The sequence below is a fragment of the Parashewanella curva genome (genome assembly GCF_003675895.1).
GTDB classification, from domain to species: domain Bacteria; phylum Pseudomonadota; class Gammaproteobacteria; order Enterobacterales; family Shewanellaceae; genus Parashewanella; species Parashewanella curva.
In genome coordinates, this window is record NZ_ML014764.1 from 16504 (window position 1) to 40280 (window position 23777).

22 protein-coding genes are annotated in these 23777 nt (G+C 41.4%); 12 read left to right on the forward strand and 10 right to left on the reverse strand.

What is annotated here, in order from left to right; translation table 11 throughout:
* Positions 1-19 precede the first annotated feature (19 nt).
* A complete protein-coding gene (gene udp, locus D5018_RS06570; RefSeq protein WP_121838214.1) occupies positions 20-781 on the forward strand; it encodes a uridine phosphorylase in 762 nt (253 codons plus the stop codon).
* 124 nt (positions 782-905) lie between these two features.
* Here udp and D5018_RS06575 read toward each other — a convergent pair whose 3' ends face one another.
* The gene (locus D5018_RS06575) at positions 906-1814 is read right to left on the reverse strand and encodes a sterol desaturase family protein (protein WP_121838215.1); all 909 of its coding nucleotides are present in this window, start codon (positions 1812-1814) and stop codon (positions 906-908) included.
* 15 nt (positions 1815-1829) lie between these two features.
* Positions 1830-2417: a hypothetical protein gene (locus D5018_RS06580; protein ID WP_121838216.1), complete on the reverse strand. Its 588-nt coding sequence runs from the start codon at positions 2415-2417 to the stop codon at positions 1830-1832.
* 200 nt (positions 2418-2617) lie between these two features.
* Here D5018_RS06580 and D5018_RS06585 point away from each other — a divergent pair, with 200 nt between their 5' ends.
* The 8 genes from D5018_RS06585 to D5018_RS06620 all read left to right on the forward strand — a co-directional run bounded on the left by D5018_RS06585 (position 2618) and on the right by D5018_RS06620 (position 11453).
* Positions 2618-3106: an NfeD family protein gene (locus tag D5018_RS06585; protein WP_121838217.1), complete on the forward strand. Its 489-nt coding sequence runs from the start codon at positions 2618-2620 to the stop codon at positions 3104-3106.
* A 2-nt stretch (positions 3107-3108) separates the two neighbouring features.
* Positions 3109-4032, forward strand: coding sequence for an SPFH domain-containing protein (locus tag D5018_RS06590; protein ID WP_121838218.1), 924 nt, complete (start codon positions 3109-3111; stop codon positions 4030-4032).
* A 5-nt stretch (positions 4033-4037) separates the two neighbouring features.
* Entirely contained in the window at positions 4038-4967 is a 930-nt protein-coding gene (locus D5018_RS06595; RefSeq protein ID WP_121838269.1) for an SPFH domain-containing protein, read from the forward strand.
* Positions 4968-5160: 193 nt separating this feature from the next.
* Entirely contained in the window at positions 5161-5640 is a 480-nt protein-coding gene (locus tag D5018_RS06600; RefSeq protein WP_121838219.1) for a hypothetical protein, read from the forward strand.
* A gap of 108 nt (positions 5641-5748) precedes the next feature.
* Positions 5749-7980, forward strand: a complete 2232-nt coding sequence (gene uvrD, locus D5018_RS06605; RefSeq protein WP_121838220.1) for a DNA helicase II — start codon at positions 5749-5751, stop codon at positions 7978-7980.
* Between the two features lie 3 nt (positions 7981-7983).
* Complete coding sequence (gene ubiA, locus D5018_RS06610) at positions 7984-8844, forward strand: 4-hydroxybenzoate octaprenyltransferase (protein ID WP_121838221.1); 861 nt, start codon at positions 7984-7986, stop codon at positions 8842-8844.
* Between the two features lie 393 nt (positions 8845-9237).
* Complete coding sequence (locus D5018_RS21545; RefSeq protein WP_133309245.1) at positions 9238-9762, forward strand: hypothetical protein; 525 nt, start codon at positions 9238-9240, stop codon at positions 9760-9762.
* Between the two features lie 95 nt (positions 9763-9857).
* Positions 9858-11453, forward strand: coding sequence for a hypothetical protein (locus tag D5018_RS06620; protein WP_121838223.1), 1596 nt, complete (start codon positions 9858-9860; stop codon positions 11451-11453).
* A 52-nt stretch (positions 11454-11505) separates the two neighbouring features.
* Here the strand turns inward: D5018_RS06620 and D5018_RS06625 are convergent, their stop codons facing one another.
* A complete protein-coding gene (locus D5018_RS06625) occupies positions 11506-12078 on the reverse strand; it encodes a nucleoside triphosphate pyrophosphohydrolase family protein (protein WP_121838224.1) in 573 nt (190 codons plus the stop codon).
* A gap of 202 nt (positions 12079-12280) precedes the next feature.
* On the opposite strand from D5018_RS06625, the gene D5018_RS06630 reads away from it, so the two are divergent.
* Positions 12281-14998 (forward strand): hypothetical protein, encoded by a 2718-nt coding sequence (locus D5018_RS06630; RefSeq protein WP_121838225.1) that lies wholly within the window; start codon positions 12281-12283, stop codon positions 14996-14998.
* Between the two features lie 41 nt (positions 14999-15039).
* Here the strand turns inward: D5018_RS06630 and fre are convergent, their stop codons facing one another.
* Both fre and ubiD read right to left on the reverse strand, forming a co-directional pair.
* Positions 15040-15753: an NAD(P)H-flavin reductase gene (gene fre / locus D5018_RS06635; protein ID WP_121838270.1), complete on the reverse strand. Its 714-nt coding sequence runs from the start codon at positions 15751-15753 to the stop codon at positions 15040-15042.
* 74 nt (positions 15754-15827) lie between these two features.
* A complete protein-coding gene (ubiD, locus tag D5018_RS06640; RefSeq protein ID WP_121838226.1) occupies positions 15828-17291 on the reverse strand; it encodes a 4-hydroxy-3-polyprenylbenzoate decarboxylase in 1464 nt (487 codons plus the stop codon).
* 248 nt (positions 17292-17539) lie between these two features.
* On the opposite strand from ubiD, the gene D5018_RS06645 reads away from it, so the two are divergent.
* A complete protein-coding gene (locus D5018_RS06645) occupies positions 17540-18058 on the forward strand; it encodes a hypothetical protein (protein ID WP_121838227.1) in 519 nt (172 codons plus the stop codon).
* Between the two features lie 180 nt (positions 18059-18238).
* On the opposite strand, the gene D5018_RS06650 is transcribed toward D5018_RS06645, so the two are convergent.
* The 5 genes from D5018_RS06650 to hslV form a co-directional block, all read right to left on the reverse strand.
* Positions 18239-19021 carry a hydratase gene (locus D5018_RS06650; RefSeq protein WP_121838228.1) on the reverse strand — a complete coding sequence of 261 codons (783 nt, stop codon included), beginning with the start codon at positions 19019-19021 and terminating at the stop codon, positions 18239-18241.
* An 86-nt stretch (positions 19022-19107) separates the two neighbouring features.
* Positions 19108-20619 carry a M4 family metallopeptidase gene (locus D5018_RS06655; RefSeq protein WP_121838229.1) on the reverse strand — a complete coding sequence of 504 codons (1512 nt, stop codon included), beginning with the start codon at positions 20617-20619 and terminating at the stop codon, positions 19108-19110.
* 437 nt (positions 20620-21056) lie between these two features.
* On the reverse strand, positions 21057-21443 hold the full coding sequence (locus tag D5018_RS06660) for a gamma-butyrobetaine hydroxylase family protein (protein ID WP_121838230.1): 387 nt from the start codon (positions 21441-21443) through the stop codon (positions 21057-21059).
* 44 nt (positions 21444-21487) lie between these two features.
* Positions 21488-22813 (reverse strand): HslU--HslV peptidase ATPase subunit, encoded by a 1326-nt coding sequence (gene hslU / locus D5018_RS06665; RefSeq protein WP_121838231.1) that lies wholly within the window; start codon positions 22811-22813, stop codon positions 21488-21490.
* An 11-nt stretch (positions 22814-22824) separates the two neighbouring features.
* A complete protein-coding gene (gene hslV / locus D5018_RS06670; protein WP_121838271.1) occupies positions 22825-23349 on the reverse strand; it encodes an ATP-dependent protease subunit HslV in 525 nt (174 codons plus the stop codon).
* Positions 23350-23576: 227 nt separating this feature from the next.
* Between hslV and D5018_RS06675 the strand changes: the two genes are divergently transcribed.
* Positions 23577-23768, forward strand: coding sequence for a hypothetical protein (locus tag D5018_RS06675; protein WP_121838232.1), 192 nt, complete (start codon positions 23577-23579; stop codon positions 23766-23768).
* The last annotated feature ends 9 nt before the right edge of the window (positions 23769-23777 follow it).

Below are 23777 nucleotides of genomic sequence, written 5' to 3' on the forward strand. Positions count from 1 at the left end.
AATAACAAGGGGTTTTAAAATGTCTGATGTCTTTCATCTTGGGTTGACCAAAGCCATGTTGGATGGAGCAAACGTTGCTATCGTTCCAGGTGATCCTGAGCGCGTAAAACGTATTGCCGAACTAATGGATAATCCAACTTTTTTAGCTAGCCATCGTGAATACACCAGTTATTTAGGATACTTAGATGGTAAAGCTGTTGTGGTTTGTTCAACAGGTATTGGCGGTCCATCAACGTCAATTGCTGTTGAAGAATTAGCGCAATTGGGTATTGATACTTTCTTACGTGTAGGTACTACTGGTGCAATTCAAGAGCACGTGAAAGTCGGTGAAGTGATTGTCAGCCAAGCGTCAGTTAGATTAGATGGTGCAAGCTTACATTTCGCACCAATGGAATTCCCTGCGGTAGCCGACTTTACATGTACTACTGCCATGGTTGAAGCTTGTCGTGATGCGGGTATTGAACCACATGTAGGGGTTACCGCGTCTTCAGATACTTTCTACCCTGGCCAAGAGCGTTATGATACGGTATCTGGCCGTGTGACTCGTCGTTTTGCTGGTTCAATGAAAGAGTGGCAAGACATGGGCGTATTGAACTATGAAATGGAATCGGCGACGCTATTTACTATGTGTGCTTCACAAGGTTGGAGTGCAGGTTGTGTGGCGGGCGTTATCGTAAATCGTACTCAGCAAGAAATTCCTGATGAAGAGACCATGAAACAAACTGAAAGTCACGCGGTGAACATTGTGGTAAACACTGCTCGTAAAATGGTTGCAAAATAGTAAAACCCAATTGTCACGGACGGTTGCCGTACTACATTATTGCTTCACATATCGAAACAATAAAAAAGCCTGCTATTCAGATGAATGCAGGCTTTTTGCTTACTAGGGAGAGGTGATGAATCGGTTATTGCTTCAATGCGGCAGCTTTCTTAGCGGCTTGCTCTTGTTCCCAAGCCCAAATCGGTGGCTTGACTAATAAATTCCAGCGGTAGCCCCAAGATGGTGCGTTCCAGAGTTGTTTGGTGAGTTTTACATACCCTGAGAAATACACTTTAAATGGGTTAACAGAATTAATTCTTGGGAATACTCCGTATTTGACCTCTTCTTCTTCTCTGGCAAAGGTGCCAAACATGCGATCCCAAATGATAAAAATACCGGCATAGTTTTTATCAATGTACTGTTTATTAGTGGCATGATGCACTCTGTGATGTGAAGGCGTATTAAAAATAGCTTCAAAAGGTCGTGGCAACTTTTTCACAGCTTCTGTGTGTAATAAGGTTTGATAAACCTGAACAATGGTTTCACACAGTAGTACCAATAGTGGGTTAAAGCCCAGCAATACTAGCGGTAAGTAGAAGAAGAATGGAAAAAGCCAATCTAATGGACCAAAGCGATACGCCACTGAAATATTAAAGTGGGGAGAGCTATGGTGAACTGTATGGGTACCCCATGCAAACCCGTTGATATGCATGAATCTGTGTTCCCAATAATAGGCTAAGTCAGCAAGGATAATTCCGCCTAAAATGGTCCAGCCGGTGATAGGCAGTTGGGTGATACTCCAATTGTTGTAGAAGTAATAAAAGGCGCCTAGATAAGCCAGTCCGACGAAAAAGATGATAATGACTAAAAAGCCTAAGGTGATGAAGTTAGTGATACTGTCACCCACAAGGTTCATGGTCAGTTTTTTCTTAAACGCATAACGAACCAACTCTAAACCAAAAATGGCGAGAGCGATGAGTAAAAAATTGTCATCTATCCAGGCTTCAATATAAGGAAGGTCTCTGGCTAAAAATACTTCAGACATAAATTCCATGATCACATCCTCATGTTATTGATAATGAACAAAAAGCTCGGAAGCTTTCAGTTTTACGTCAGCATCAAAGAAATTGACTTCAAGCACAAAGTCGATTGGCTTGTCATAATTAATTTTTTGCCAACCTTTTCTCAGTTGTTTTTGGGTATAACTACCTTTCGTCAGCAATGGTGTTAGTTCAGAGCTCAGTGGTAGCTCAACCTTGGTATTAACTTTGCCTAATTTTCTGGCATCAACACCGATAGTGATGGTCGCTTCGGTATAGTCAGGGCTAATGTCTTGATACATCACAAATACGGGTTGTGGTGAAGCGGAAAATAAAGCTCTTACTCTCGACTGTTTAAAAAACTCATCCCATAGGTTTGGTATTTCAGAAAACCTGACTCGCTTTGTTACTCCAGCAATGGCTTTAGGGGTGAACGTCGATTTACTGATGTTGCGTTGCTCTGCAGGTGCTTTGGTCACTTGAGCTTTTGTTGCTTGGTTAGGCTTTACTTTATTTTCAGTGATCCTAGCTTCTAATGGAGCAGGTTGAAACAACAGCAGAAACCAGACTCCCATAAAAATAGCCACTGTTGTGAGTAGAGATTTAGATAATGACATTCTATTACCCAATGAATATTTTGATTGATTTACGAGCAGTGTAAATTTATAAAAATTAATTGTCAAACTGAAAATTTAAAGACGTTCTTTTATCAAGCTTCAACATAGAGTAAAAAAATAAATTGACATAATATGTCGACAATAATGAAAGCCGCGAGTATATTAGGGTTATTCTTTCATCGATAATCCAAGGATGTATTATGTCTTTAACCGATCCCATCGTAGTATGGGCGTTGATTGGTTTGTTCTTGATCCTCGCTGAAATCATTTTACCCGGCGGTATAGTGATTTTACTTGGTATCGCTTGTTTAGTGGTATCGAGCATGCTGTGGGGCGGCGTGGTAGAAGGGTTTAATCAAAGTCTTACACTATGGTTTATATCATCAATCGTACTGTTGTTGGGTTTTCGCGGCCTAACTCAAAAAATGATTGGTGGTGATGCTCATATAGATAACACTGATGAAGCCATTGATGTATATGGACAAATCGCTACAGTAAAAGAAACTATTGGGCCGGGAGAGCACCAAGGACGTATTCGATTCAATGGTTCAGATTGGCCTGCAGTGGCCGATGGCAGTCAAATTTCTGTTGGGGAACAAGTGAAAATTATTTGCCAACAAAACATCGCTTTTGTTGTCGAACTTGATAATGAAGAGCAACAAGAACAAACAGAACAACAAGGGAACTGAGTATGATGACATTTACCATAGCAGTGCTAGTACTGCTGTTTATTTTATTCAAGCTAATGCTGGTGGTGCCGATGCGTGAGGTCGTGGTGATCGAACGTCTAGGTAAATTCCGCGCTGTATTAAAGCCCGGATTTCACTTTCTGATCCCATTTTTAGACAGAGCCGCTTATCGTCATGACACTCGCGAGCAAGTATTAGATGTGCCTACTCAAAGCTGTATTTCCAAAGACAACACTCAATTAGAAGTCGATGGTTTGGTGTATCTAAAAGTGATGGATGGTCGCCTTGCCAGTTATGGCATTGAAGACTACCGCCGCGCGGCCGTGAACTTAGCGCAAACCACAATGAGATCAGAAATTGGTAAGCTGACGTTAAGCGAAACTTTTGCTGAACGTGAAAAATTGAATGAGTCCATCGTCAGAGAAATTGATGTGGCCTCAGAGCCTTGGGGAATTAAAGTTCTGCGTTACGAGATCCGTAATATTTCACCGTCGTATCACGTGATCCATACTCTGGAAAAACAAATGGAAGCCGAGCGTCAAAAGCGAGCGGAAATTACCTTAGCGAATGCCGAAAAGGCCGCTACCATTAATTTGTCAGAGGGTGAGCGCCAAGAAGCGATTAACCTATCTGAAGGTGAAAAACAAAAACGCATCAATGAAGCCATTGGTACAGGCCAAGAAATCGCCATTGTTGCCAAAGCCAAAGCCGAGGGGATGGCAAAAGTTTCTGAAGCCTTATCAAAAAATGGTGGTAATGATGCCATGAACATGTTGCTAAAAGAGCAGTTTATTAAGCAGGTTGGTGATATTTTAGATAATACTCAAGTGTCAGTGATCCCTACCGAAATCGCTAAGGTAGAGGGATTTTTCCAAGGCATGGATCAAGTTAGCGCCACCATCAATAAGCAAGGAGGGCAGGGATAATGAACATGAACGTAGAATTGAATCAAGATTTCATCGTAATGGTGATCTGGGGACTGCTGTTTTTAGTGTTTATCCTCAAATTATTCCAATCCATTCGTTTGGTGCCAACTAAATCTGCTTATGTCGTAGAGCGACTCGGAAAATATCATTGTACGCTCGATGCCGGCTTTCATGCTTTAATTCCCTTTGTGGATAAAGTGGCCTACATTCACGATTTAAAAGAAGAAACCATAAATGTGCCACCGCAAGAATGTTTTTCTTGCGATGAAGTAAAAGTAGAAGTCGATGGCGTAATTTACATGTCAGTGGTTGATCCAGTTAAAGCCAGTTATGGCATCACGGATTATCGTTATGCTGCGATTCAATTGGCACAAACCACAACCAGATCAGTGATTGGTACGCTGGATTTAGATCGCACTTTTGAAGAGCGTGATGTAATTTCAGCCAAAGTGGTGGAGGTGTTGGATCAAGCGGGGGCACTGTGGGGCATTCGAGTGCATCGTTATGAAATCAAAAACATTACTCCGCCCGATACTGTGAAAAATGCCATGGAAATGCAGGTAAATGCTGAGCGTGAACGTCGTGCCGTTTTAGCTAAAAGTGAAGGTGATAAGCAAAGCCGTATTAATCGTTCAGAGGGGATCAAGACTGAAATGATCAACCGCTCTGAAGGTGAAATGCAAAAGCGTATTAACGAGGCAGAAGGTAAAGCTGAAGAAATATTAACCTTATCGAAAGCTACCGCAGAATCCATAGAGCGTCTTGCTGAAGTGATTTCCGCTCCTGGTGGACAAAATGCACTACGGATGCAATTAGGTGAACAATACTTCAAACAATTTGCGGCTTTGAGCCAAGATGGCAACCGAGTGATCCTGCCGGGGAATATGATGGACTTTGAGCAGTGGCTAACTCATGTTGATTTACAGCAAAAATAATCGCCGTAATGTGAAGGTGAAACATTAAGTAAATTTCATCTCCAAATGTTGCGGATCGTAACAATGTCGGCGCAGAATATATAAGGGACTGTTGAATATAACATGCCCTTTCATTTTGCGTTTTCAACCAGCTTGACTAGGCTTGAGGTTAGCGTGTCTGTTTTCTAAATTATTAGGCAATTACGGTGGACCAATGGATATTTTTGAAGAAGCGTTTTCTGAGTTAGGTATTGAAGGGATCACTTTTGGTGATGACAATGTGTTGACCTGTGAACTATCTCGAGAAGAAGAAGGTCGTAAAATTGTATTATCCCTATCGGCGTACCGAGATCATCAAGAAATGAGCCTTCGTTTGTCGGTTACCACCAATAACACCATTCCTGACAATGTGCCAGAAGACTTTATGTTAGCCTTTGGTGAACGTGCCATTGAGCCTTTCCGCGGTGGTTACGGTATTGGAATTTTGCCTGAATGTAAAAATGTAACGGTTTATCGCAATATCATTATTTCTGGTAAGCCTAAAGGGTTTATTAAAGACTCTGTTGGGGAGCTCATTGAAGCGGCCGAAGAATGGGATTTAAAGCTTTATAATCTTACCAACAATGTTACCGATAAACCAAAAAAAGCAGCCGTTGCAGGTGGTCAACGTCCATTTATGGGGCAACGCGGTTAACTAATCTCTGAATTCATAAGCTTCAGTTGTCGCTGAAGCTTATCTGTTCACAAAGACAATTCTTATGATTTTTTGATACAATCGCCTCTCTGATTTTGGGAGGCGAGCATGGATCCATCTTCTTTATTAAACGGTCTTAACGATAAACAAGCACAGGCAGTCTCTGCCCCCTTGTCCAATATGTTAGTTTTAGCAGGCGCGGGTAGTGGCAAAACACGAGTGTTGACTCATCGTATTGCATGGCTAATGCAACAATTAGGGCAAAGTCCATACTCAATTCTGGCCGTAACCTTTACTAACAAAGCGGCAGCAGAAATGCGTGAGCGAGTTGAGCATGTTGTGGGTACTAACATGAGCCGGATGTGGATTGGCACCTTTCATGGTCTTGCTCATCGTTTACTTCGCACCCATTATCAAGATGCAAACCTACCGCAAAGTTTCCAAATTCTGGATTCAGACGATCAATTGCGCCTGTTGAAACGAATTTTGAAAAGTTTGAATCTGGATGAAAAACAATATCCGCCTCGCCAAGCTCAAGGTTACATCAACGGCAAAAAAGACCAAGGTCTGCGCCCAAAAGACATAGAAAATACCATTTTCCCGATTGAACAAAATCTGAAAAAAATCTATGAGGTTTATCAAGAGTCATGTGATCGTGCTGGGTTAGTGGATTTTGCTGAAATTTTATTAAGAGCCCATGAATTGTGGCTTAATAAACCGCACATTCTTGCCCACTATCAAGACCGATTTAAACATATCTTGGTGGACGAATTTCAAGATACCAATGCTATTCAATACGCTTGGATCCGAGTACTGGCGGGTAACAGCGCCAATGTGATGATTGTCGGTGATGACGACCAGTCGATTTACGGTTGGCGTGGCGCACAAGTAGAAAATCTACATCGTTTTTTAAATGACTTTAACGGCGCGGAAACCATACGTCTTGAACAAAACTATCGTTCATCGGGGAATATTCTTAAAGCGTCTAATGAACTGATTGCTAACAACTCAGAAAGACTAGGAAAAAGCCTGTGGACGGATGATGTTGAAGGCGAAAAAATTGCCCTTTACTGTGCATTCAATGAAATGGATGAAGCGCGGTATATCGTCAGTCGAATTGCCGATTGGCAGGATAACGGTGGCAGCTTAGCCGATTGTGCAATTTTGTATCGCTCCAATGCTCAATCAAGGGTGCTTGAAGAAGCGCTGCTGCACAAAGGCTTAGCGTATCGTATTTATGGCGGTTTACGTTTCTTCGAACGCCAAGAAATTAAAGACGCTATGAGCTATCTACGCCTAATGGCGAACAAAGATGACGATGCGGCTTTTGAGCGTATTGTGAATACACCTGCGCGTGGCATTGGTGATCGCACTTTAGATATTTTACGCTCTACCGCAAGGCAGGAGCAGCTGACTCTGTGGCAAGCAAGTATAAAAGTACTCAATGAAAAAATGTTAGCGGCCAGAGCCTCTAATGCGGTTCGTGGTTTTATGGACTTGATTGTTGAACTGCAACAACAAACTACGGATATGCCTTTGTATCGAATGACGGATACCGTTATTCAAGATTCGGGCTTGAAAACCATGTATCAAGCAGAAAAAGGCGAAAAAGCTCAAGCCAGAATTGATAACTTAGAAGAATTAGTGACGGCGGCTAAAACCTTTGAGTTGCCAGAAGATTTAGAGGATATGGGTGAGCTGAATGGCTTTTTATCCCATGCAGCGCTTGAAGCGGGTGAAGGACAAGCCGATGCCTTTACCGATGCGGTGCAGCTGATGACGCTCCATTCAGCTAAAGGTTTGGAGTTTCCACAAGTGTTTATGGCTGGGGTTGAAGAAGGCTTATTCCCAAGCAAGATGGCACTGGAAGAGGGGGACCGCTTAGATGAAGAACGTCGTTTGTGTTATGTCGGCATGACTCGCGCGATGCAAAAACTTACCATTACTCATGCTGAATCCCGCCGAATTTATGGTCGTGAAGATTACAGCCGTCCTTCTCGATTTATTAAAGAAATCCCTGAGCAATACGTGGATGAAATCCGCATGAAAACCAAAGTGACACAGCCTAAACCATCATTTAGCTCTGGTTTCAGTTCTGGCTACAGTTCAGGTTTCAGTTCATCACAACGTAATCAAAAATCACAAGCACCAAAGCCAAGCTTTACCCAAAACCATGACAGTGGTTTAACAGAGGGGCAGCGGGTACGTCATAAAAAATTTGGTGAAGGTAAAGTATTAGAGCTTGAAGGCATGGGTGAACAAGCTTGCGTAAGAGTCAACTTTGACGATTATGGTGTGAAAAAATTAAAAGTAATGATAGCCAAGTTAGAAGGACTGTAACGGATGCTGACAGCACAAAAATTCTCAGCTTATTGGCGTTTAATGAGAATGGATAAGCCCATTGGTTCACTGTTGTTATTGTGGCCGTGTTTGATGGCGTTATTTTTTGCCGCTGGTGGTGTTCCTGACATTTCTTTGGTGATTATCTTTACGCTTGGCGTCTTTATCATGCGAGCTTGTGGCTGCGTGATTAATGATTACGCTGATAGAAAAGTGGATGGTAAGGTCAAACGCACTCAAAACCGTCCTCTAGCAAGTGGTGAGTTGACTTCAAAAGAAGCGCTAGGCCTTTTTGGTTTTTTAGCCATATTGGCATTTGGGTTGGTGCTTTTTTTAAATCTATTGGTACTCAAACTTGCTGTGGTAGGGATCATTCTTACGGTGATTTATCCGTTTTTAAAACGAGTGACAAATCTTCCGCAGTTGTTCTTAGGTGTGGTATTTAGTTGGTCGATTCCCATGGCGTACGCCGCTGTAAATGGGCAATTACCGGCACAAGCATGGTGGTTATTTTTCGGAAATTGGTGCTGGATTGTCGCCTATGACACCATGTATGCCATGGTGGATAGAGATGACGACCTCAAAATAGGCGTTAAATCAACGGCAATTTTATTTGGTGATTGGGACAAGTTCATCATTGGTATTTTGCAATGTATAGCACTGTTTGGGTTTGCAATGGCTGGAAGTCAACATGGGCAAATGGATTTGTATCTTATAGGCCTGGTAGCATTCGTTGGCTTTGGGGTTTATCAGCAATATTTGATCAAAGATCGTAATCGTCATAACTGCTTCAAAGCCTTTCTTAACAATAACTGGGCAGGGTTAACCATGTTTATGGCCTTGGCAATAGGGTATGTTTTATGAGTTTTTTTGCCTGAACCTAAGCTTAAACTCAAACAATTTAGTTTGATGTTAATGGTGATTTTAGGTATGACTTTAGCAAGTAAATGAATCAGTTAACCTATGTTGGCTACATTGAATGCTGCAACGACTCTAGAACCCTTAGTTTGGGACCCAAATAAGCGAAACCTTGAGCAGCTCTCCGACTCAGGGTTAAGTGCTCTGCAGAACGCCATGAGCAGAGAGTCGCAATTAATGCTGATAATTAAGGGAGTGGACGAGACTCGTTCACTCCACTTTCGAGTCCGTTCTTTTGCGCATTCAACCTCTTTAGAAGTCCAGAGTTATATCGAATCAGATTCCTTATTGTGTGCAGCCTTAAATGAGCAACTTAATTCATATAAAGTGTCGCATAAGATGAATCATGTACCTAAATTGCTAACTGAAGCGGATGATACTGAGATGTCTTTTTTTCGTTCACCTAGCGGAAGCAGTGAAAGTGATCCAGATAGTGGCCACTATCATTTGGGCAATCAACATCAAACACAAGCCTTACAAGCCTTGACTAAACGTGATGTGGTGGCAGAAGCACAGAGAGCAGAGCAAAGAATTAAGGAAAATAAACATAAATTTGAAGGTTATAAAATGTGTGTTGCTGGACAAATGAAAGAGTTAATCAGCGATAAGGAAAATATATGTAGAGTTGAATTTGAATTAAAAGCAGGCTCTCATCAATTGATTTTTTGTAGCCCAGACGGGGGTAAAACACCAATTGTCAGTAGTCATGATATACATCTGAATGGGGTGATAGAATTGAAATTGAAAGGAGAATGGAGTGAAGGTGATAATCAATTTCAGCTAGCAGAACCTGGAACATATGAATTTAAGATACTCACGGATTGGCAGAGTTTTAGCTTGATAATGACAAAGCTAACTTCTTAATTCAGCTGGCTGCTTAATTTAAATTAATGTTAGGTACATCGTTAAAATAAGTACTCATGCTTAAATTACCTAAGAGTCCGTAATTTGAGGTAGTTATGGCAACAACACTGCAATCATCCATTCAACCACTGTTTCATTATGATGAGCAATACTCTGTTTATTCGACGTTAACAGACGACCAATTTACAGCACTTAAGAAAAGATTGCCTGCTGAAATTTCAGCTGAAAGAGGTGAAATTTTTACTGTGGGTGTGGCTATAACTAAAGTTGATGGAAAAATTGTTAATGAGCAAAGAACTTATACATTGTTGTACGATAAAAGTTATGGTGTGAAGTTTGCTGCATATCATCGTGGTAATGGTCAATTATCTGTCTCAGAGTCAGAGAGTGATGTTGAAAAATTAAATAAGGCCTATCAAAGAAGTGTTGATTATTTTAAGGGATATGAAACTGCTGAAAAAGTTGTACCTCAAGTAAAATCAGTCAATACAATGTCACTTCGGTCGGTCTCACCCAATACACTATTAACACCGGCTATGTTAGAAGAGGAAGCGCCACAATTAAAAACAGCTGGTGAAAAAAATAAACACAAAAAAAACAACTTAGATACAGTATCAATCTTTACAGAAACGTTTTATTTGGCAGAAGAACCAGGGTTTGAAGGGTGGTTAGGTTTGCATAAAAGTGCATCGACAGAAACCCTAAATCTGTTCTGTGTCTTGTATCCTAGTAGTGGTGAATGGATTTTCGAGCCAAGTTATGACGCGAGAGCTGGCGATATAGCTCCTGAAAAGTGTCTTTCAAATTCCGACAATCACTCAGAGGGGAGTCTTGATTTATCTTGCCCACCTAAGCAGTTGAGTGATCTCTCTCCACCAATTCTTCCAAGTGCAACGACAAGTCTACCTGTATCATTAGCAGCTAGAGCGGCAGGAGAAAGGCTAATGCATAGCACTAGTCTTGATGATGAAATTGTGGCTGAACATGTTTCTAGAAAGAAAAAAAGGCCAGTATCCCCTGAAACACCTGAAGTTGCTTGTAGTTTTAGATCCACTGCTGATGGTAACGAACTGTTAAAAACAGGTGAGATCGCTCAAGTTACTAACCTTTCTGAAGTCTGTGAGGTTTTGAATTTAGAAAGAGCAAATACAGTGATTGTCATTGGTGACACCTTAATTGCAAAACCTGAAAAAAATGTAGGGTTTAGCTTTCGTTCGACATGTAAACCTAAGGTCAAAAACAGTTTTGCACGTTGGCATAAGCTTGCAGTTGATAAAAGCAAAGAGATGTATATCGTTGTGATATGTGATGAAAACAATACTGAAACCACAAGTGGACTGTTGAAAGCTCAAGGTGTGAAGAGGACAGCAGAAAGCAAAACAGGCTACCAAAAGCTGTTTTCATATAATCAAGATGTTAAAGAAGCTGAAATCATTGAGAACATATACGTGTCAAAATGCACTCAAGCAGTGACGGTAAAAATCACAATCATTGGTGATGATTTGCAACAACTCAAGCGGGTAATCTTGGCTCTTAAAAAAAAGAACGTTAACGTTGAAGGGGTAAATGTTACGGGAGAGAAACATCTAGTGTCTAAACTTCCAGATGCTCGATCTAGAGGTAAACTTCCAGATATTCACTCTCACTATATAGGGTTAGAAGCAAAGGCCGCGGCTTCGTCGGATCGATAGTATTTTGATGATGTATGCTTACCTGCCTACTAGTAGCCAGTATCACTAGAAGTTATATACAAGCTAAAAGGTTAGCGGCACGATAATAGACGTTTTTAAGCACCTTACCTTGTCGGATCATCTTGCCATCAATCAACGTATCTTCCGCACATTTAGCAATAATGTAATTTCCTTGATGGGTGGCCGTTAGGCTGATCCCCTGCTTGGCATAGAAAGAAACGGTGGCTTGGTACTCTTCCTCTGATTGACATACTTTACTCATGTTGCTGCTGTGGACTTCGTTCCAGCACTTGAGGAAATCAATATTAAGGTTTGTGGCTGTAGCCAGTAAAACATCAATAAAATAACTGATTTCAAGACTATCGTTGGGATGTTTGATACCGAGGTGAACCAATCGACCCATTAACACGTACACCGAGTCAACAATGGCATCGGCTTGTTCAACCAATGAATCAGCTTGAGCTAGCTCAGTTAGTTCTTCAATGATAAGCGAGGAGTGAAGAGTATCACTTTGTTCATTAAGGGTATCAGGAGCTTCTACGGGTAAGTCAAAAGTGCTACGAAATTGAGAAATATCCCGATACAGTTGTTGATATAGGGGCTCGCTAAGATGTGGCAGTTGCATGGTGCTTCCTTAATGACTGTGATGTTTTTTTAAAGTGTCAGAAAGCTATTATCTCCAAGAGTCACTTTAAAGTCATGGAAAAACATAATGAATCAATATTAACGTTTAGATCACATAATTTAACTTCTAGCAGATGTTATATAGCTATAGTTATTAATGAAGTAAACCGTTAGAGCAGTAGCATTAATTTAGAGAGGGGCGTATGGCTTCAGACAGTACACCATTGGCTCGAGTAGTTCGTCATAATAGTGACTTTTACCCTTTATCGCCCGAATTGTGTGACCAGTTGAAATTTGAAGCTCAAAAAGGGATTGTTAAGTTAATCATTGATGTTGATGGTGATGCTGAAGCTGGACTAGGTAAAATCTATACATTTACAGTTACCTCTAAACACGACACACTCATTTTTGAATATATCAATCCAAGTGGGCATTTCGAACCTAAAGCAGCTTGGTATGCCAAGCAGTTGACCGATGTTTATCAGGTCAGCAATACAGCTAGAGTTTCCCCGGACGTTATTACTCTCTATTGGGTCAGGAGCCAAGTTTTACCCTTATCTCTTGAGGATGTGGCGCGTCTAAGGGAACTGGCAAAGCCTTTGTTTGAAAAAAAGGATACTAGTCTATCAGTAGAAATCTCGATATGTATTTGTACTCAGGCCGAGGTAGAGAAAACGAGTATTGAACCCATAGCGTTTTTGGTTAGATTGGCAGATAAGAGCGGATTACTAAAGTTTGAGGCAATAGGCGGTGAAAGTGAACATATTGCCTATGCTAATTCGTTGACAGATGTCTATAAAAACGCAGTAAAAGGAAAGTGTATAAGTAAAAAGTTGTCGTTCGATTTGTTAATGATGAGAAAAGAAGCGCTTTTACCAGAAAATAGTCTACAACTTAGCCAGAGAAAACTCCAAGGATGTAAGGTACGCAAAAAAAATGATTTGACCTCAGATGAATTTGCGCTAATAAAGCGGAGCGTTTCAGTTTTAAGTAATAGAGCATCATTGGTGGCGTCGGACTATTATTTGTTGTTAAAGGGGCTTGTTAATCCGAGTACACCTGCACACGCTTTACCAGATGAAACTTCTAATAATAGTCGTGATTCAGGCTCTTCTAGAGAGACACCATCGCTGCCTCAAGACGGTCATGAGAGTGGCGAAACTAGATGTTCTCCAAATACGAATCTAGAAAAGGAACATGAAAAGAATAAGCCAGTATTGCCAACACAACCCAGTGAAACCACTGCGCAAGATAGCCAAGATGAGCAAGCGGATTTGAGTATTGCTGCAACTGAAAAAATAGCGAAGTTATTAACAGCCGAGGATAATCAACAAGGCGATTCAGCAGGTAAGGGAGATTCTGATAAAAAACCGACTATAGCTTCAATTAAAAAACAGCCAAAAGCAGAGCGAACAAAGAAAAAAAAGAAAAAAACACGAAGTGCAACAGCATCAAGGTCACCTATATCTCCTCCTAAAAGCCATTCGACTTCGCCAGAGGCTTCACGGTCGTCATCTCCTTGGACTTGGGGACCATTTGCAAATTCTCCAGTGCCTTCGAGTTCACCTGTGCCATTATCAGAATTAGGTCAACAACATGACGGCAATAAGGTAAAAAATTCAATAGACAAAGTCAGATCCAAATCGACAGAACCACAACGAACTTTATTACCTCAAGAAGAAATTAACAGACCTCAAAGTGCTCCTGTACTGCTCGAGGTTGATTCAAATAAACCTACTAAAAGTGAAGTGCAGGTCTGTGTATCTCAAATGCCTGTAAAGGTAATTGATGTTACCAGTGATGGGCATATAAGTATGCTGTTACCAGATGAGATTAAAAAACAAAATCATATCCCTCCAGAAGCGAAGCCTGAACAGACGAAAGGTAATAAAAAGTTTCAACTTCCTCCTGCTGCGACAGTGATAAAAGCTAAGCATAAGGCTGGAAAAATAAGTGTGAATGATAATGCGGTAGAACAAGAAAGAGCGTCAGGGCATAAAGCACGAGTCAATGTCTTTGATCCAGATGCTGAGCTATCCGATGATAAACAATTAACCACAGCTCCTTCATCTGTCACTCGTAATCTAAGTCAAACTACTGCTTCAACATCTATTACGGTAGAAAGAAGGAAGGAAAAAGAGCAATTAACTATGCTGAGTGTTTCTGATCTAGATACACTTTATAAAGATTTATACATTGAAAACCCAAATGTAGGAGGAATAGAACGGTTATGGGTGATGTTGAGTAAAGACGTAATACTTACCCCAACACACTCAATATTTGGGGATACCGAAATTGTATTAGTGCAGGGAGCAGAAGAGTTTATTGCAAACGTTCGAAAGCATGGTGATGAAGTTATTATTGTCGCTACAGACCCCAATGAAAATAAAATAGAAAACATTCGTGAAGGGATACGAGCCCTGCTTACAAGTAAAGGAATTGAGAAGGGAAATTCTGGGTTTAATCGACTAGATGTTTATCAGGCCACTAAAGATCTAGAGGAAAGTCAGGCCGAAGATGCTGATGCAGATAAAGTAGCCAAGATAGTTTTGGAGCATCTTAATGAAAAAAGAGAAAATAGCCCAGAAAATAATGGTGAGGATGCAAAGCGTAATTCTTTTCAAATTTGTATCGTTGGTGAAAGCTATACTATGGTGGCTAAATGTTTGTCTATGAAGCAGTTTGAAAATTATGACTCATTAGGGGTGGAGGTTACGCAAACCGCGCGATTACAATGGAGACACCAGCAACATCTGTTGGGTGATAAATTTGATGGTTCAGAGCAAAAACGTAAGTTAAGAAATAAAATTACACGGCACACAAGTTTGAGTACAACTTATAAAAGACCATATTTAACAGAAGTGCCTATGTCGAGACTATTGTCAGGGGTTAGTTTTACAGAAGGACCTGTCATCGACTAATTGATGATAATTTATAGTAAGGGGCGAAATCGCCCCTATTCTTAACCCTTTAAAAACATGTAAGCATCACCGTAAAGATGCTTTTCATTCACATTTAAGCTTCTAAGCATATCACGTGCCGCGGCCGCCATATCAAAACGTCCCGCAATATAGATGTCGAAGTCAGACACATCGGTATAATCCGTTTTAATTTGTTCAAGTAGGTTGGCTTGTTTACCTTGCCAATGCTCATCGGCTTCTTCTACAACAGGAATAAAGGTTAGCCATGGGTAGGTTTGTTGCCAATCTTGGGCGATGGAGTGGTAATACATGGCCTCAGTGGTTCGACACCCCCAATAAAAAGTTACCGGCGTGTCATTACGCTCTTCGATTTGCTGTTCAATCATGCTTTTTATGTACGAAAATCCTGTACCGCCAGCAATCAATAAGCGTGGTCTTGTATGCTCTGAGCGTAAAAACGCATTACCAGCAGGTGCTTCAATACCAATGGTTTCTTGATTGGCTAAACACGATTGTAAACGTTCAATTACTTGCATTGGGTAACTTTCAGCTACTGCCGCGCCAATATGTAATTCGATTTCGGTTTGGTGTGGAGCAGAAGCAATCGAGAATGGGCGCTTATCTTTTTCGCCCATAATGATAGAAAGGTATTGCCCCGCCTTAAACTCAAAAGGCTGACTTGGTGTTAACACGACTTGATACACAGAGTCGTTAAATGGGGTAATACGGGTTACCTGACAAGATAGGGTGTTCATACGGCGCTTCATTGTTCCTTTTTGTTTTTGTTATTTGAAATGTAACTATCAAAATTTATTAGTGATCACTGGTATCAGAGCCCAAGTTGCTCCCACATTTCGTCTACTTTCTGTTTTACGTCATTGTCCATGACAATAGGAGTGCCCCATTCGCGGGTGGTTTCTCCTTCCCACTTATTGGTGGCATCCATTCCCATTTTTGAGCCTAAGCCTGCAACAGGGGAGGCAAAATCCAAATAATCAATGGGTGTATTATCTACCATGGTGGTATCACGGCTTGGATCCATTCGAGTGGTGATCGCCCAAATCACGTCATTCCAATCTCGGCAATTGACATCATCATCAACAACAATGATGAACTTGGTGTACATAAATTGGCGTAAAAAAGACCAAGCACCCATCATCACGCGCTTGGCGTGTCCCGGATATTGTTTCTTAATCGAAATAACCGCCATTCGATACGAGCAGCCCTCTGGCGGAAGATAAAAATCCACAATTTCTGGATACTGCTTTTTCAAAATAGGCACAAACACTTCATTGAGTGCCACACCCAACATGGCGGGTTCATCGGGTGGTCTGCCTGTATAGGTACTGTGGTAAATGGCATCTTCACGGTGAGTAATGTGGGTTACAGTAAAGACTGGGAAAAACTCAGTTTCATTGTAGTAACCAGTGTGATCACCGTATGGACCTTCTTCAGCCATTTCTTCTGGATCAATATAGCCCTCAAGAATGATTTCGCTGGTGGCAGGGACCTCTAAGTCACAACTTAATGCTTTACATACTTCAGTTCGTTCGCCACGCAATAAGCCTGCAAAAGCGTATTCACTCATGGTGTCTGGTACTGGGGTTACTGCGCCCAATATCGTACCTGGATCGCTACCTAATGCTACCACTACAGGGTATTTTTCGCCCGGATGCTTTTCTTTAAAGTCTTTAAAGTCTAATGCGCCACCACGATGATCAAGCCAGCGCATGATCAACTTATTTTTGCTTAGCAATTGCTGACGATAAATACCCAAATTTTGGCGTTTTTGGTTTGGGCCTTGAGTGATGGTGAGACCCCAAGTGACCAGTGGAGCAACATCACCCGGCCAGCAATGCTGGATAGGAAGTTGAGTCAAGTCGACATCATTACCCGTAATTACGACTTGCTGACATTTCCCTGATTTAAGTTGCTTAGTGGGCATTTTCAGCGCTTGAGAAAATTTAGGTAACTTGCTCAAGGCATCCTTGAAACCCGCTGGGGGTTCTGGCTCTTTTAAAAAAGCCAGTAACTCGCCCACTTGGCGTAATTCCATTGGATCATTTTTCCCCAAAGCTATAGCAACGCGTCTTGGCGTGCCAAATAAATTGACCAGCACTGGCATGGTTTTACCAACGGGATTTTCAAACAGCAACGCTGGTCCGCCTGAACGCAATACGCGATCGGCAATTTCCGTCATTTCCAAATGTGGATCGACAGGATGAGCAATGCGTTTAAGTTCGCCATTTGCTTCTAAGTGATCAATGAATTGTCGTAAGTCCTTAAAACTCATAAACCCAAACACCAAACAGATAAAATCTGCTGCGAACTATAGCATTTTTCGCTTTTGTGCGTCACATCAAATTCTATTAGAGGCCATATACGGCCTCTAGCTAATGGATTAACCAAGTTTAATGGGACAATTACTCAAAATAGTTGTCGAAATAGTAATACCATTTACTTATCAAGCTAGCAGTTGTGATTTGCGCTTTAAGCCATATAACACCATTGTTAGTCTTTGATGCATAAGAGGAAAAACTTATGTGTAAATCAATATTTGCTGTGTTGTTAATGGCGAGTTTACCCTTTATGGCGCACGCGCATGGAGAACATGCAAAAATTAGCGTTCGTGATCATCATGTTAAAGTCAGTGCGGCGTTTTATTCTCACCACCATGCGCAGAAAATTATTCCTGTACATCATTTTCATCATGATCATTTTCACCACCGTCATTGGTATCCATACCCAGTGATTGTGCGCCCTAGAGTATATCGGCCTTGGCCTCGCCCTTGGTGGCACAGACCTTATTGGGGAAGATCACATATTCATATTGTGGTGCCATTAGCATATCACCCAACTCGAACAGTTATCGTCCATGATCCAGTACCAGCTCCGGCCGTGCAATCGCAAACGGTTACTTCGAGTTATGCAACCACTACAGCGTTAACTCATTTACCCGCGAATGCGAAAGTCATTCAGCAAGATGGTAAAGTCGTATATCAATGGAATGGTGTGATTTATCGTTACGACTTTATCCAGCATGTGTATACGCCTGTATAATACCAATCTGCATTCAATAGTGATCGCTCAGCACAGCCCTTCGGGAGTGTGCCAGTGGCCCATTTACTGTCAAAATTTCTTTGCCATAGAGTGGCTATGACTGCACAAATTTTGTTTGTACTTGAACCACTAGCATCACTCTGAGTAGATCACATTTGAGTGCAGATTGGTATAAGAGGATTAGCCATTACCTTTTCTGGTAAAAGTTACCGTCATTGACCCTAGTTCTCCATAAGTAAAATTGACAGGAGCGTCATAAGGAACTTTTACGATACCAGCATAAGAGCCTGTAATGACCTTCATACCGGCTTTTATTCCAATCTCACGCTCTCGTAAGAAATTCACCAACCAGTAGACGGCAACTCTTGGATGATTGTTGGGATGAGTGACGACTTTATCCAGTATTATGTCACCGTCATGAGTTTTGATGGATAGTTGGAATTGCGACATCGCTTCAAGACTGAGATCGATGTTTACCTCTGGACCTAAATACACTCCTTGATTGAGTAAACCATCAGAAAAAGCTTCAAAATAACTGACTTCGTCAGGATTTTGATAACGGCTTTGCATAAGCTCCAATGCTAATCGCGTACTTCCAATAGCGTTATCGATTTCTTGTTCGGTATACGCCTGATCTTTAACAGGAAGATCACGGTCAAATACCGTCACTATTTCAGGCTCAACCAAGGCCATTGGCTCATTGGGAGTTTCAAAAAGTGAGCAGCTTGATGATAAATCATAAACTGTGTTTTCAAATAAGGGGGCAAGCATTGTCGTGCTTTTGGTAGGGAGCACGCATTTCCAACCGCCAATGTGAGTTTGTGCTAATTGACAATAGGTTTGTGCCACTTGCTGCTGTAATACCCAAGCTGAACTAAAATCTTGTGGTTTTTCGGTAAGAGGTTCGCCAACCATACCTTTAAAGCGACGGTTAGCAAGCATGGTTGCTGTATCTTGGTTCACAATGAGTTCCCATAAATGGATCTAAGTTCGCCCCATTGTCGCAGAAACGAGACCATAACTTAATGGGTTATGGTCTGTTTAGTCAGTTAATGGCAAGGGTTATTAATATCGACTTGTGAAAAGGCGTTGATGACATCCTCTTGAGGTAATTTCAGATCTTGAGCTGCTTTTACCACGCCACATGCTCCTTTTTTGAAGTTACTGTTGGCGTTCCAATACAATTCGTTGGCCGTTGCAAAAGCTTCAAAGGCTTTTTGTGTGTCCCAACCATCAGTCGTCGCCAGTTCATAAAAAGCTTTGTTATAGACGCCAGAAGAAAAATGAACATTCAGTGTTGGATTATAATCTTTGGCACTACCAATTGAATGTCCATCTTTGGTTGGATCATCCATATAGCGCAGTGCTTTACCTAATTTTCTCTCATTTTTTACTATGCTGGTGCCAACCTGAAAATCATTTTTTTTGTAAGCATAAAATTTTGCTGCTTCACCAGCCATATCAGAGAAAGCCTCGTTCATGCCGCCCGATTGTCCTTGATAAGCGAGATTAGAATGTTGTTGAGTGAAGCCGTGACTGATCTCATGGGCGGTTACGTCTAGAGAGACTAATGGATAGAATAGTGTGCTGCCATCGCCAAAGTTCATCCGTTTACCATCCCACATGGCATTATCTAAATTATGTTGAAAATGCACTCGGAGCTGAAGTGTTTGTTTGATGGGGCGAGTATTAAGCCAATCACCATACATTTTAAACACAATACCGCCAAAGTAGTGAGCATCATTTTCTGGTCCATAGGCACCATGGACTTCTTTTTCATCGTGATTAGGACAGGTAAATTTGATGGGTTTATGATGGAACTGCCACCAATGCCATTTGTTATAATCAAAGGTTTGTTCGTTAGCATTTTCCATCGTGCAGTCATCACCATTTTGAGTGACATCTAATTTCGGAAAATCTTGACCGTATTGATACTGACCTGTTTTTTCATTTCCACCAAAGCCGGTTGCAATTTCAGCTGTGGTTAATCCATCCCATTGTTCAATAATTTGTCCAGAGTGAGCGTCCATAATGGTATAAGGACGGCTTGGATTTTGAGAATCAACAAAATAAGAGGTGATATACACAAGCTTAGGTTGTTGCTTGGCATCAAGGTACACCCACAACTTGGCTTCTTTGTTGGTTATTTGATGTTGGCTTAATGACTTGGAGGCATTTAAGGCTATGGCTTTGTTTAGGGCCTCATCGGATGAAAAGCTAGGTTTAGTAAATTTCTGGTCTTGATTAATATTTACGACAGCCAAGCCTTGGAGATCGGTATAACTGCCGACAGAGTTTTTGGCGGCTGCAATAGTATATCCGTAGATCGGTACTTGATTATAATATTGCTGCAAGCGGTATTTTTTTTGGTTGTTGGGTAACGATGCGGTATTGGCAACTTGATATTGAGAATTTGAATCTAGCTGCAAATCTTGAGTAAGATTGTTACTTGCACTGATAGACAATTGATTAACATCAACAATATCAGCAGCAAAAGCACTACTACAGAAAGTGGCTCCGATAAGAATGCTGAGAACGGTTTTATTAATGGTTCGAGTCATAAACTACACCTTATTTCGAAAATGAAAATGTATTGGTGAGATCAGAACGGTTGTGCAATAGCACAACAAATTCTAAAGACACTGAAGTAGAGGGCGTTCCCAATTAGATTTTTGATTTGCTGCTGTTAATTTTTTAGGTTAAACAAGTCGGAAAATGTGAAGTGTAGTTATTACCGACATATAAAGCTGTCGTTACTTCGTTTCTACACGAACATTTGACAACGCAGTTTAAACAAAAAAGAAACGCAGCCCTACGGGTTACGCCTAAAATTGGCAAACTCTGCGTTACTCATCATTCATTTAGCTCACTAAACTTCAATCTTCGCTCCTTGATTTTGCCAACTTTAGGCTGTAACAAATCTAAAAGTCTTTAATTGGGAACGCCCTCTAAAGATATAAAACCTAAACCACTGAATCGGAGCTGAATGGTTGGGGAGTTAAGGCGTGTATTTGATGGCCATAGGGATAAGCGCTTCTCGTGAGGCGTGATTGTCTTTTAGGCGAGTCAAGTAGCTTTGCCAGAGCTGTTGGTGGTTTTGGGTGAATTGATATAAAAGCGACCAAGAATAGATTCCAGTATCGTGGCTATCATCAAAGATCAGCTTTACACCATAGTGACCGACGGTTTCGATGGCTGAGATGTTGACGTCTTTCTTATGAGTAACGAGTATTGGGTTACCGTGTTGATGGACTTCGGCAGAGGGGGAATAGACTCTTAGAAATTCGCAACTTAACGAGCAGATTTCGCCATCATCAAAGGCGATTTCCAATAAACGGCTTTTACGCTTGAGCTTAAGGTGTGTGACTTTTGGTGTTGTTTCCATAGCGCCAACCAAAAGGCTGAGCCATGGCTCAGCCTTAAACAAGATTAAAGGACGAAACGACTTAAGTCTTCATCTTGTACTAAGTTATCAAGATGGCCGTTAACGTACTTTGCATCAATAGTGAATGTTTCGCCAGACTTATCAGAAGCGCTGTAAGAAAGCTCTTCCATTAAGCGCTCCATCACAGTATGCAGACGACGAGCACCGATGTTTTCAGTGCGCTCGTTTACTTGCCAAGCAGCATTAGCAACAGCTTCAATACCTGATTCTGCAAACTCAATGTTCACGCCTTCTGTCGACATTAGGGCAATATATTGCTCGGTCAATGAAGCATTTGGTTCGGTTAAAATGCGCTTAAAGTCATTGGCTGACAGAGCATCTAACTCAACACGAATAGGCAAACGTCCTTGAAGTTCTGGGATCAAATCCGATGGCTTCGACATTTGGAATGCACCAGAGGCAATAAACAAAATGTGATCGGTTTTAACCATGCCGTGTTTAGTGTTAACCGTGCAGCCTTCGACCAATGGCAGTAAGTCACGTTGCACCCCTTCACGAGAAACGTCGGGGCCTGAACTTTCGCCACGCTTACAAATCTTGTCCACTTCATCTAGGAATACAATACCATGTTGCTCAACCAGTTCGATGGCGCTTTCTTTTAGGTCATCTTGGTTTACCAGCTTAGCGGCTTCTTCTTCAATGACTTGCTTAAACGCATCTTTAATTTTGAGCTTTTTACGCTTAGAAGGCGTTTGTCCCATGTTTTGGAATAGACCTTGAAGCTGGTTGGTCATGTCTTCCATACCTGGAGGCGAGATGATCTCAACCCCTACTTGTGGCGCGGCAATATCAATTTCGATTTCTTTATCATCTAATTGGCCTTCGCGTAGCTTTTTACGGAACACTTGGCGAGTCGATGAATTTTTATTGTTGTCTTCGTCCCAATCGTCTTTCACTGGCGGCAGTAGTGCATCTAAAATACGCTCTTCAGCCGCATCTTCAGCGCGGTGACGGACTTGTTGCATTTGCTGCTCACGAGTCAGCTTAATGGCGGAATCAGTTAAATCACGGATGATTTGCTCTACTTCCTTACCGACATAGCCTACTTCGGTAAACTTAGTGGCTTCAACCTTGATAAATGGTGCGTTAGCTAATTTCGCTAGACGGCGGGCAATTTCGGTTTTACCAACACCAGTTGGGCCAATCATCAAAATATTTTTTGGCGTGATTTCTTGGCGAAGATCGGCATCTAGCTGCATGCGGCGCCAGCGATTACGCAGGGCAATGGCAACAGCACGTTTAGCCTTTTGTTGACCAATGATATGGCCGTCAAGTTCATGTACGATTTCACGGGGAGTCATTTGAGACATGTCAGTTACCACTAATAAGTTAATTCTTCGATGGTGTGATGCTGGTTGGTGAATACACAAATATCACCGGCAATGGTCAGTGCTTTTTCAGCAATCTCTTTGGCATCAAGTTCTGTATTTTCAAGTAAGGCTAATGCGGCCGCTTGGGCAAAATTACCGCCAGAGCCAATCGCGACGAGATCATGTTCAGGCTGTACAACATCACCATTACCCGTAATGATTAATGAGCTTTCGCCATCAGCTACCACTAGCATGGCTTCAAGTTTGCGAAGCATTCGGTCGGTACGCCAGTCTTTAGCAAGCTCTACAGCTGAGCGTAATAAATGGCCTTGGTGCATTTCTAGCTTGGCTTCAAAGCGTTCAAATAGAGTGAAAGCATCAGCGGTACCGCCTGCAAATCCAGCGAGGACTTTCTCGTGATATAAACGGCGAACTTTGCGGGCATTGCCCTTCATTACGGTATTGCCTAGGGATACTTGCCCATCTCCAGCAATGACCACTTTGTTGTTGCGACGAACAGAAACGATAGTAGTCACAAGTAATTCCTCATTTTGGTTTTGCTCAAAGTGTTGAGCAAGTCTATACAGTTGATATAAGGTCAAAGTCTAAGAATTCAAGCTTTTTATCGGTAAATTAAAGGAATTTAGCTTTTGAGTTTTTTTCACAATTATTTAGCATTTTGACTTGTGATTAAAATTGATGGTTTGCTACTCTCTAGCACTTAAAAATAAAAATACCTGTGTAGTAGGATAGGACGAAGTAGATGTCGAATGATCAACAGGCTAAAAAACTGCCGTTAGCATTAATCAAAACTTGGGTTTGGATGATGGTGGAGTCAAAAGAGCCTCAAATTCGTGAAAAGGGAAGAAGTAATCTTATTAACACATTTGGCAGTTTAGCTAATGCCAATACATATATAACAGAAAAATTGAAGCAATCAGAACCAGTTGATTAATGGAGATAG

What these genes read in the sequence shown, in the direction of transcription:
- D5018_RS06675 (WP_121838232.1), top strand. Translation starts at nt 23,577, where the DNA reads ATGTCGAATGATCAACAGGCTAAAAAACTGCCGTTAGCATTAATCAAA.
- D5018_RS06600 (WP_121838219.1), top strand. Translation starts at nt 5,161, where the DNA reads ATGGATATTTTTGAAGAAGCGTTTTCTGAGTTAGGTATTGAAGGGATC.
- D5018_RS06590 (WP_121838218.1), top strand. Translation starts at nt 3,109, where the DNA reads ATGATGACATTTACCATAGCAGTGCTAGTACTGCTGTTTATTTTATTC.
- D5018_RS06585 (WP_121838217.1), top strand. Translation starts at nt 2,618, where the DNA reads ATGTCTTTAACCGATCCCATCGTAGTATGGGCGTTGATTGGTTTGTTC.
- D5018_RS21545 (WP_133309245.1), top strand. Translation starts at nt 9,238, where the DNA reads ATGAATCATGTACCTAAATTGCTAACTGAAGCGGATGATACTGAGATG.
- D5018_RS06580 (WP_121838216.1), bottom strand. Translation starts at nt 2,417, where the DNA reads ATGTCATTATCTAAATCTCTACTCACAACAGTGGCTATTTTTATGGGA.
- D5018_RS06575 (WP_121838215.1), bottom strand. Translation starts at nt 1,814, where the DNA reads ATGGAATTTATGTCTGAAGTATTTTTAGCCAGAGACCTTCCTTATATT.
- uvrD (WP_121838220.1), top strand. Translation starts at nt 5,749, where the DNA reads ATGGATCCATCTTCTTTATTAAACGGTCTTAACGATAAACAAGCACAG.
- D5018_RS06630 (WP_121838225.1), top strand. Translation starts at nt 12,281, where the DNA reads ATGGCTTCAGACAGTACACCATTGGCTCGAGTAGTTCGTCATAATAGT.
- hslU (WP_121838231.1), bottom strand. Translation starts at nt 22,813, where the DNA reads ATGTCTCAAATGACTCCCCGTGAAATCGTACATGAACTTGACGGCCAT.
- ubiD (WP_121838226.1), bottom strand. Translation starts at nt 17,291, where the DNA reads ATGAGTTTTAAGGACTTACGACAATTCATTGATCACTTAGAAGCAAAT.
- D5018_RS06625 (WP_121838224.1), bottom strand. Translation starts at nt 12,078, where the DNA reads ATGCAACTGCCACATCTTAGCGAGCCCCTATATCAACAACTGTATCGG.
- udp (WP_121838214.1), top strand. Translation starts at nt 20, where the DNA reads ATGTCTGATGTCTTTCATCTTGGGTTGACCAAAGCCATGTTGGATGGA.
- fre (WP_121838270.1), bottom strand. Translation starts at nt 15,753, where the DNA reads ATGAACACCCTATCTTGTCAGGTAACCCGTATTACCCCATTTAACGAC.
- ubiA (WP_121838221.1), top strand. Translation starts at nt 7,984, where the DNA reads ATGCTGACAGCACAAAAATTCTCAGCTTATTGGCGTTTAATGAGAATG.
- D5018_RS06660 (WP_121838230.1), bottom strand. Translation starts at nt 21,443, where the DNA reads ATGGAAACAACACCAAAAGTCACACACCTTAAGCTCAAGCGTAAAAGC.
- D5018_RS06595 (WP_121838269.1), top strand. Translation starts at nt 4,038, where the DNA reads ATGAACGTAGAATTGAATCAAGATTTCATCGTAATGGTGATCTGGGGA.
- D5018_RS06645 (WP_121838227.1), top strand. Translation starts at nt 17,540, where the DNA reads ATGTGTAAATCAATATTTGCTGTGTTGTTAATGGCGAGTTTACCCTTT.
- D5018_RS06655 (WP_121838229.1), bottom strand. Translation starts at nt 20,619, where the DNA reads ATGACTCGAACCATTAATAAAACCGTTCTCAGCATTCTTATCGGAGCC.
- D5018_RS06620 (WP_121838223.1), top strand. Translation starts at nt 9,858, where the DNA reads ATGGCAACAACACTGCAATCATCCATTCAACCACTGTTTCATTATGAT.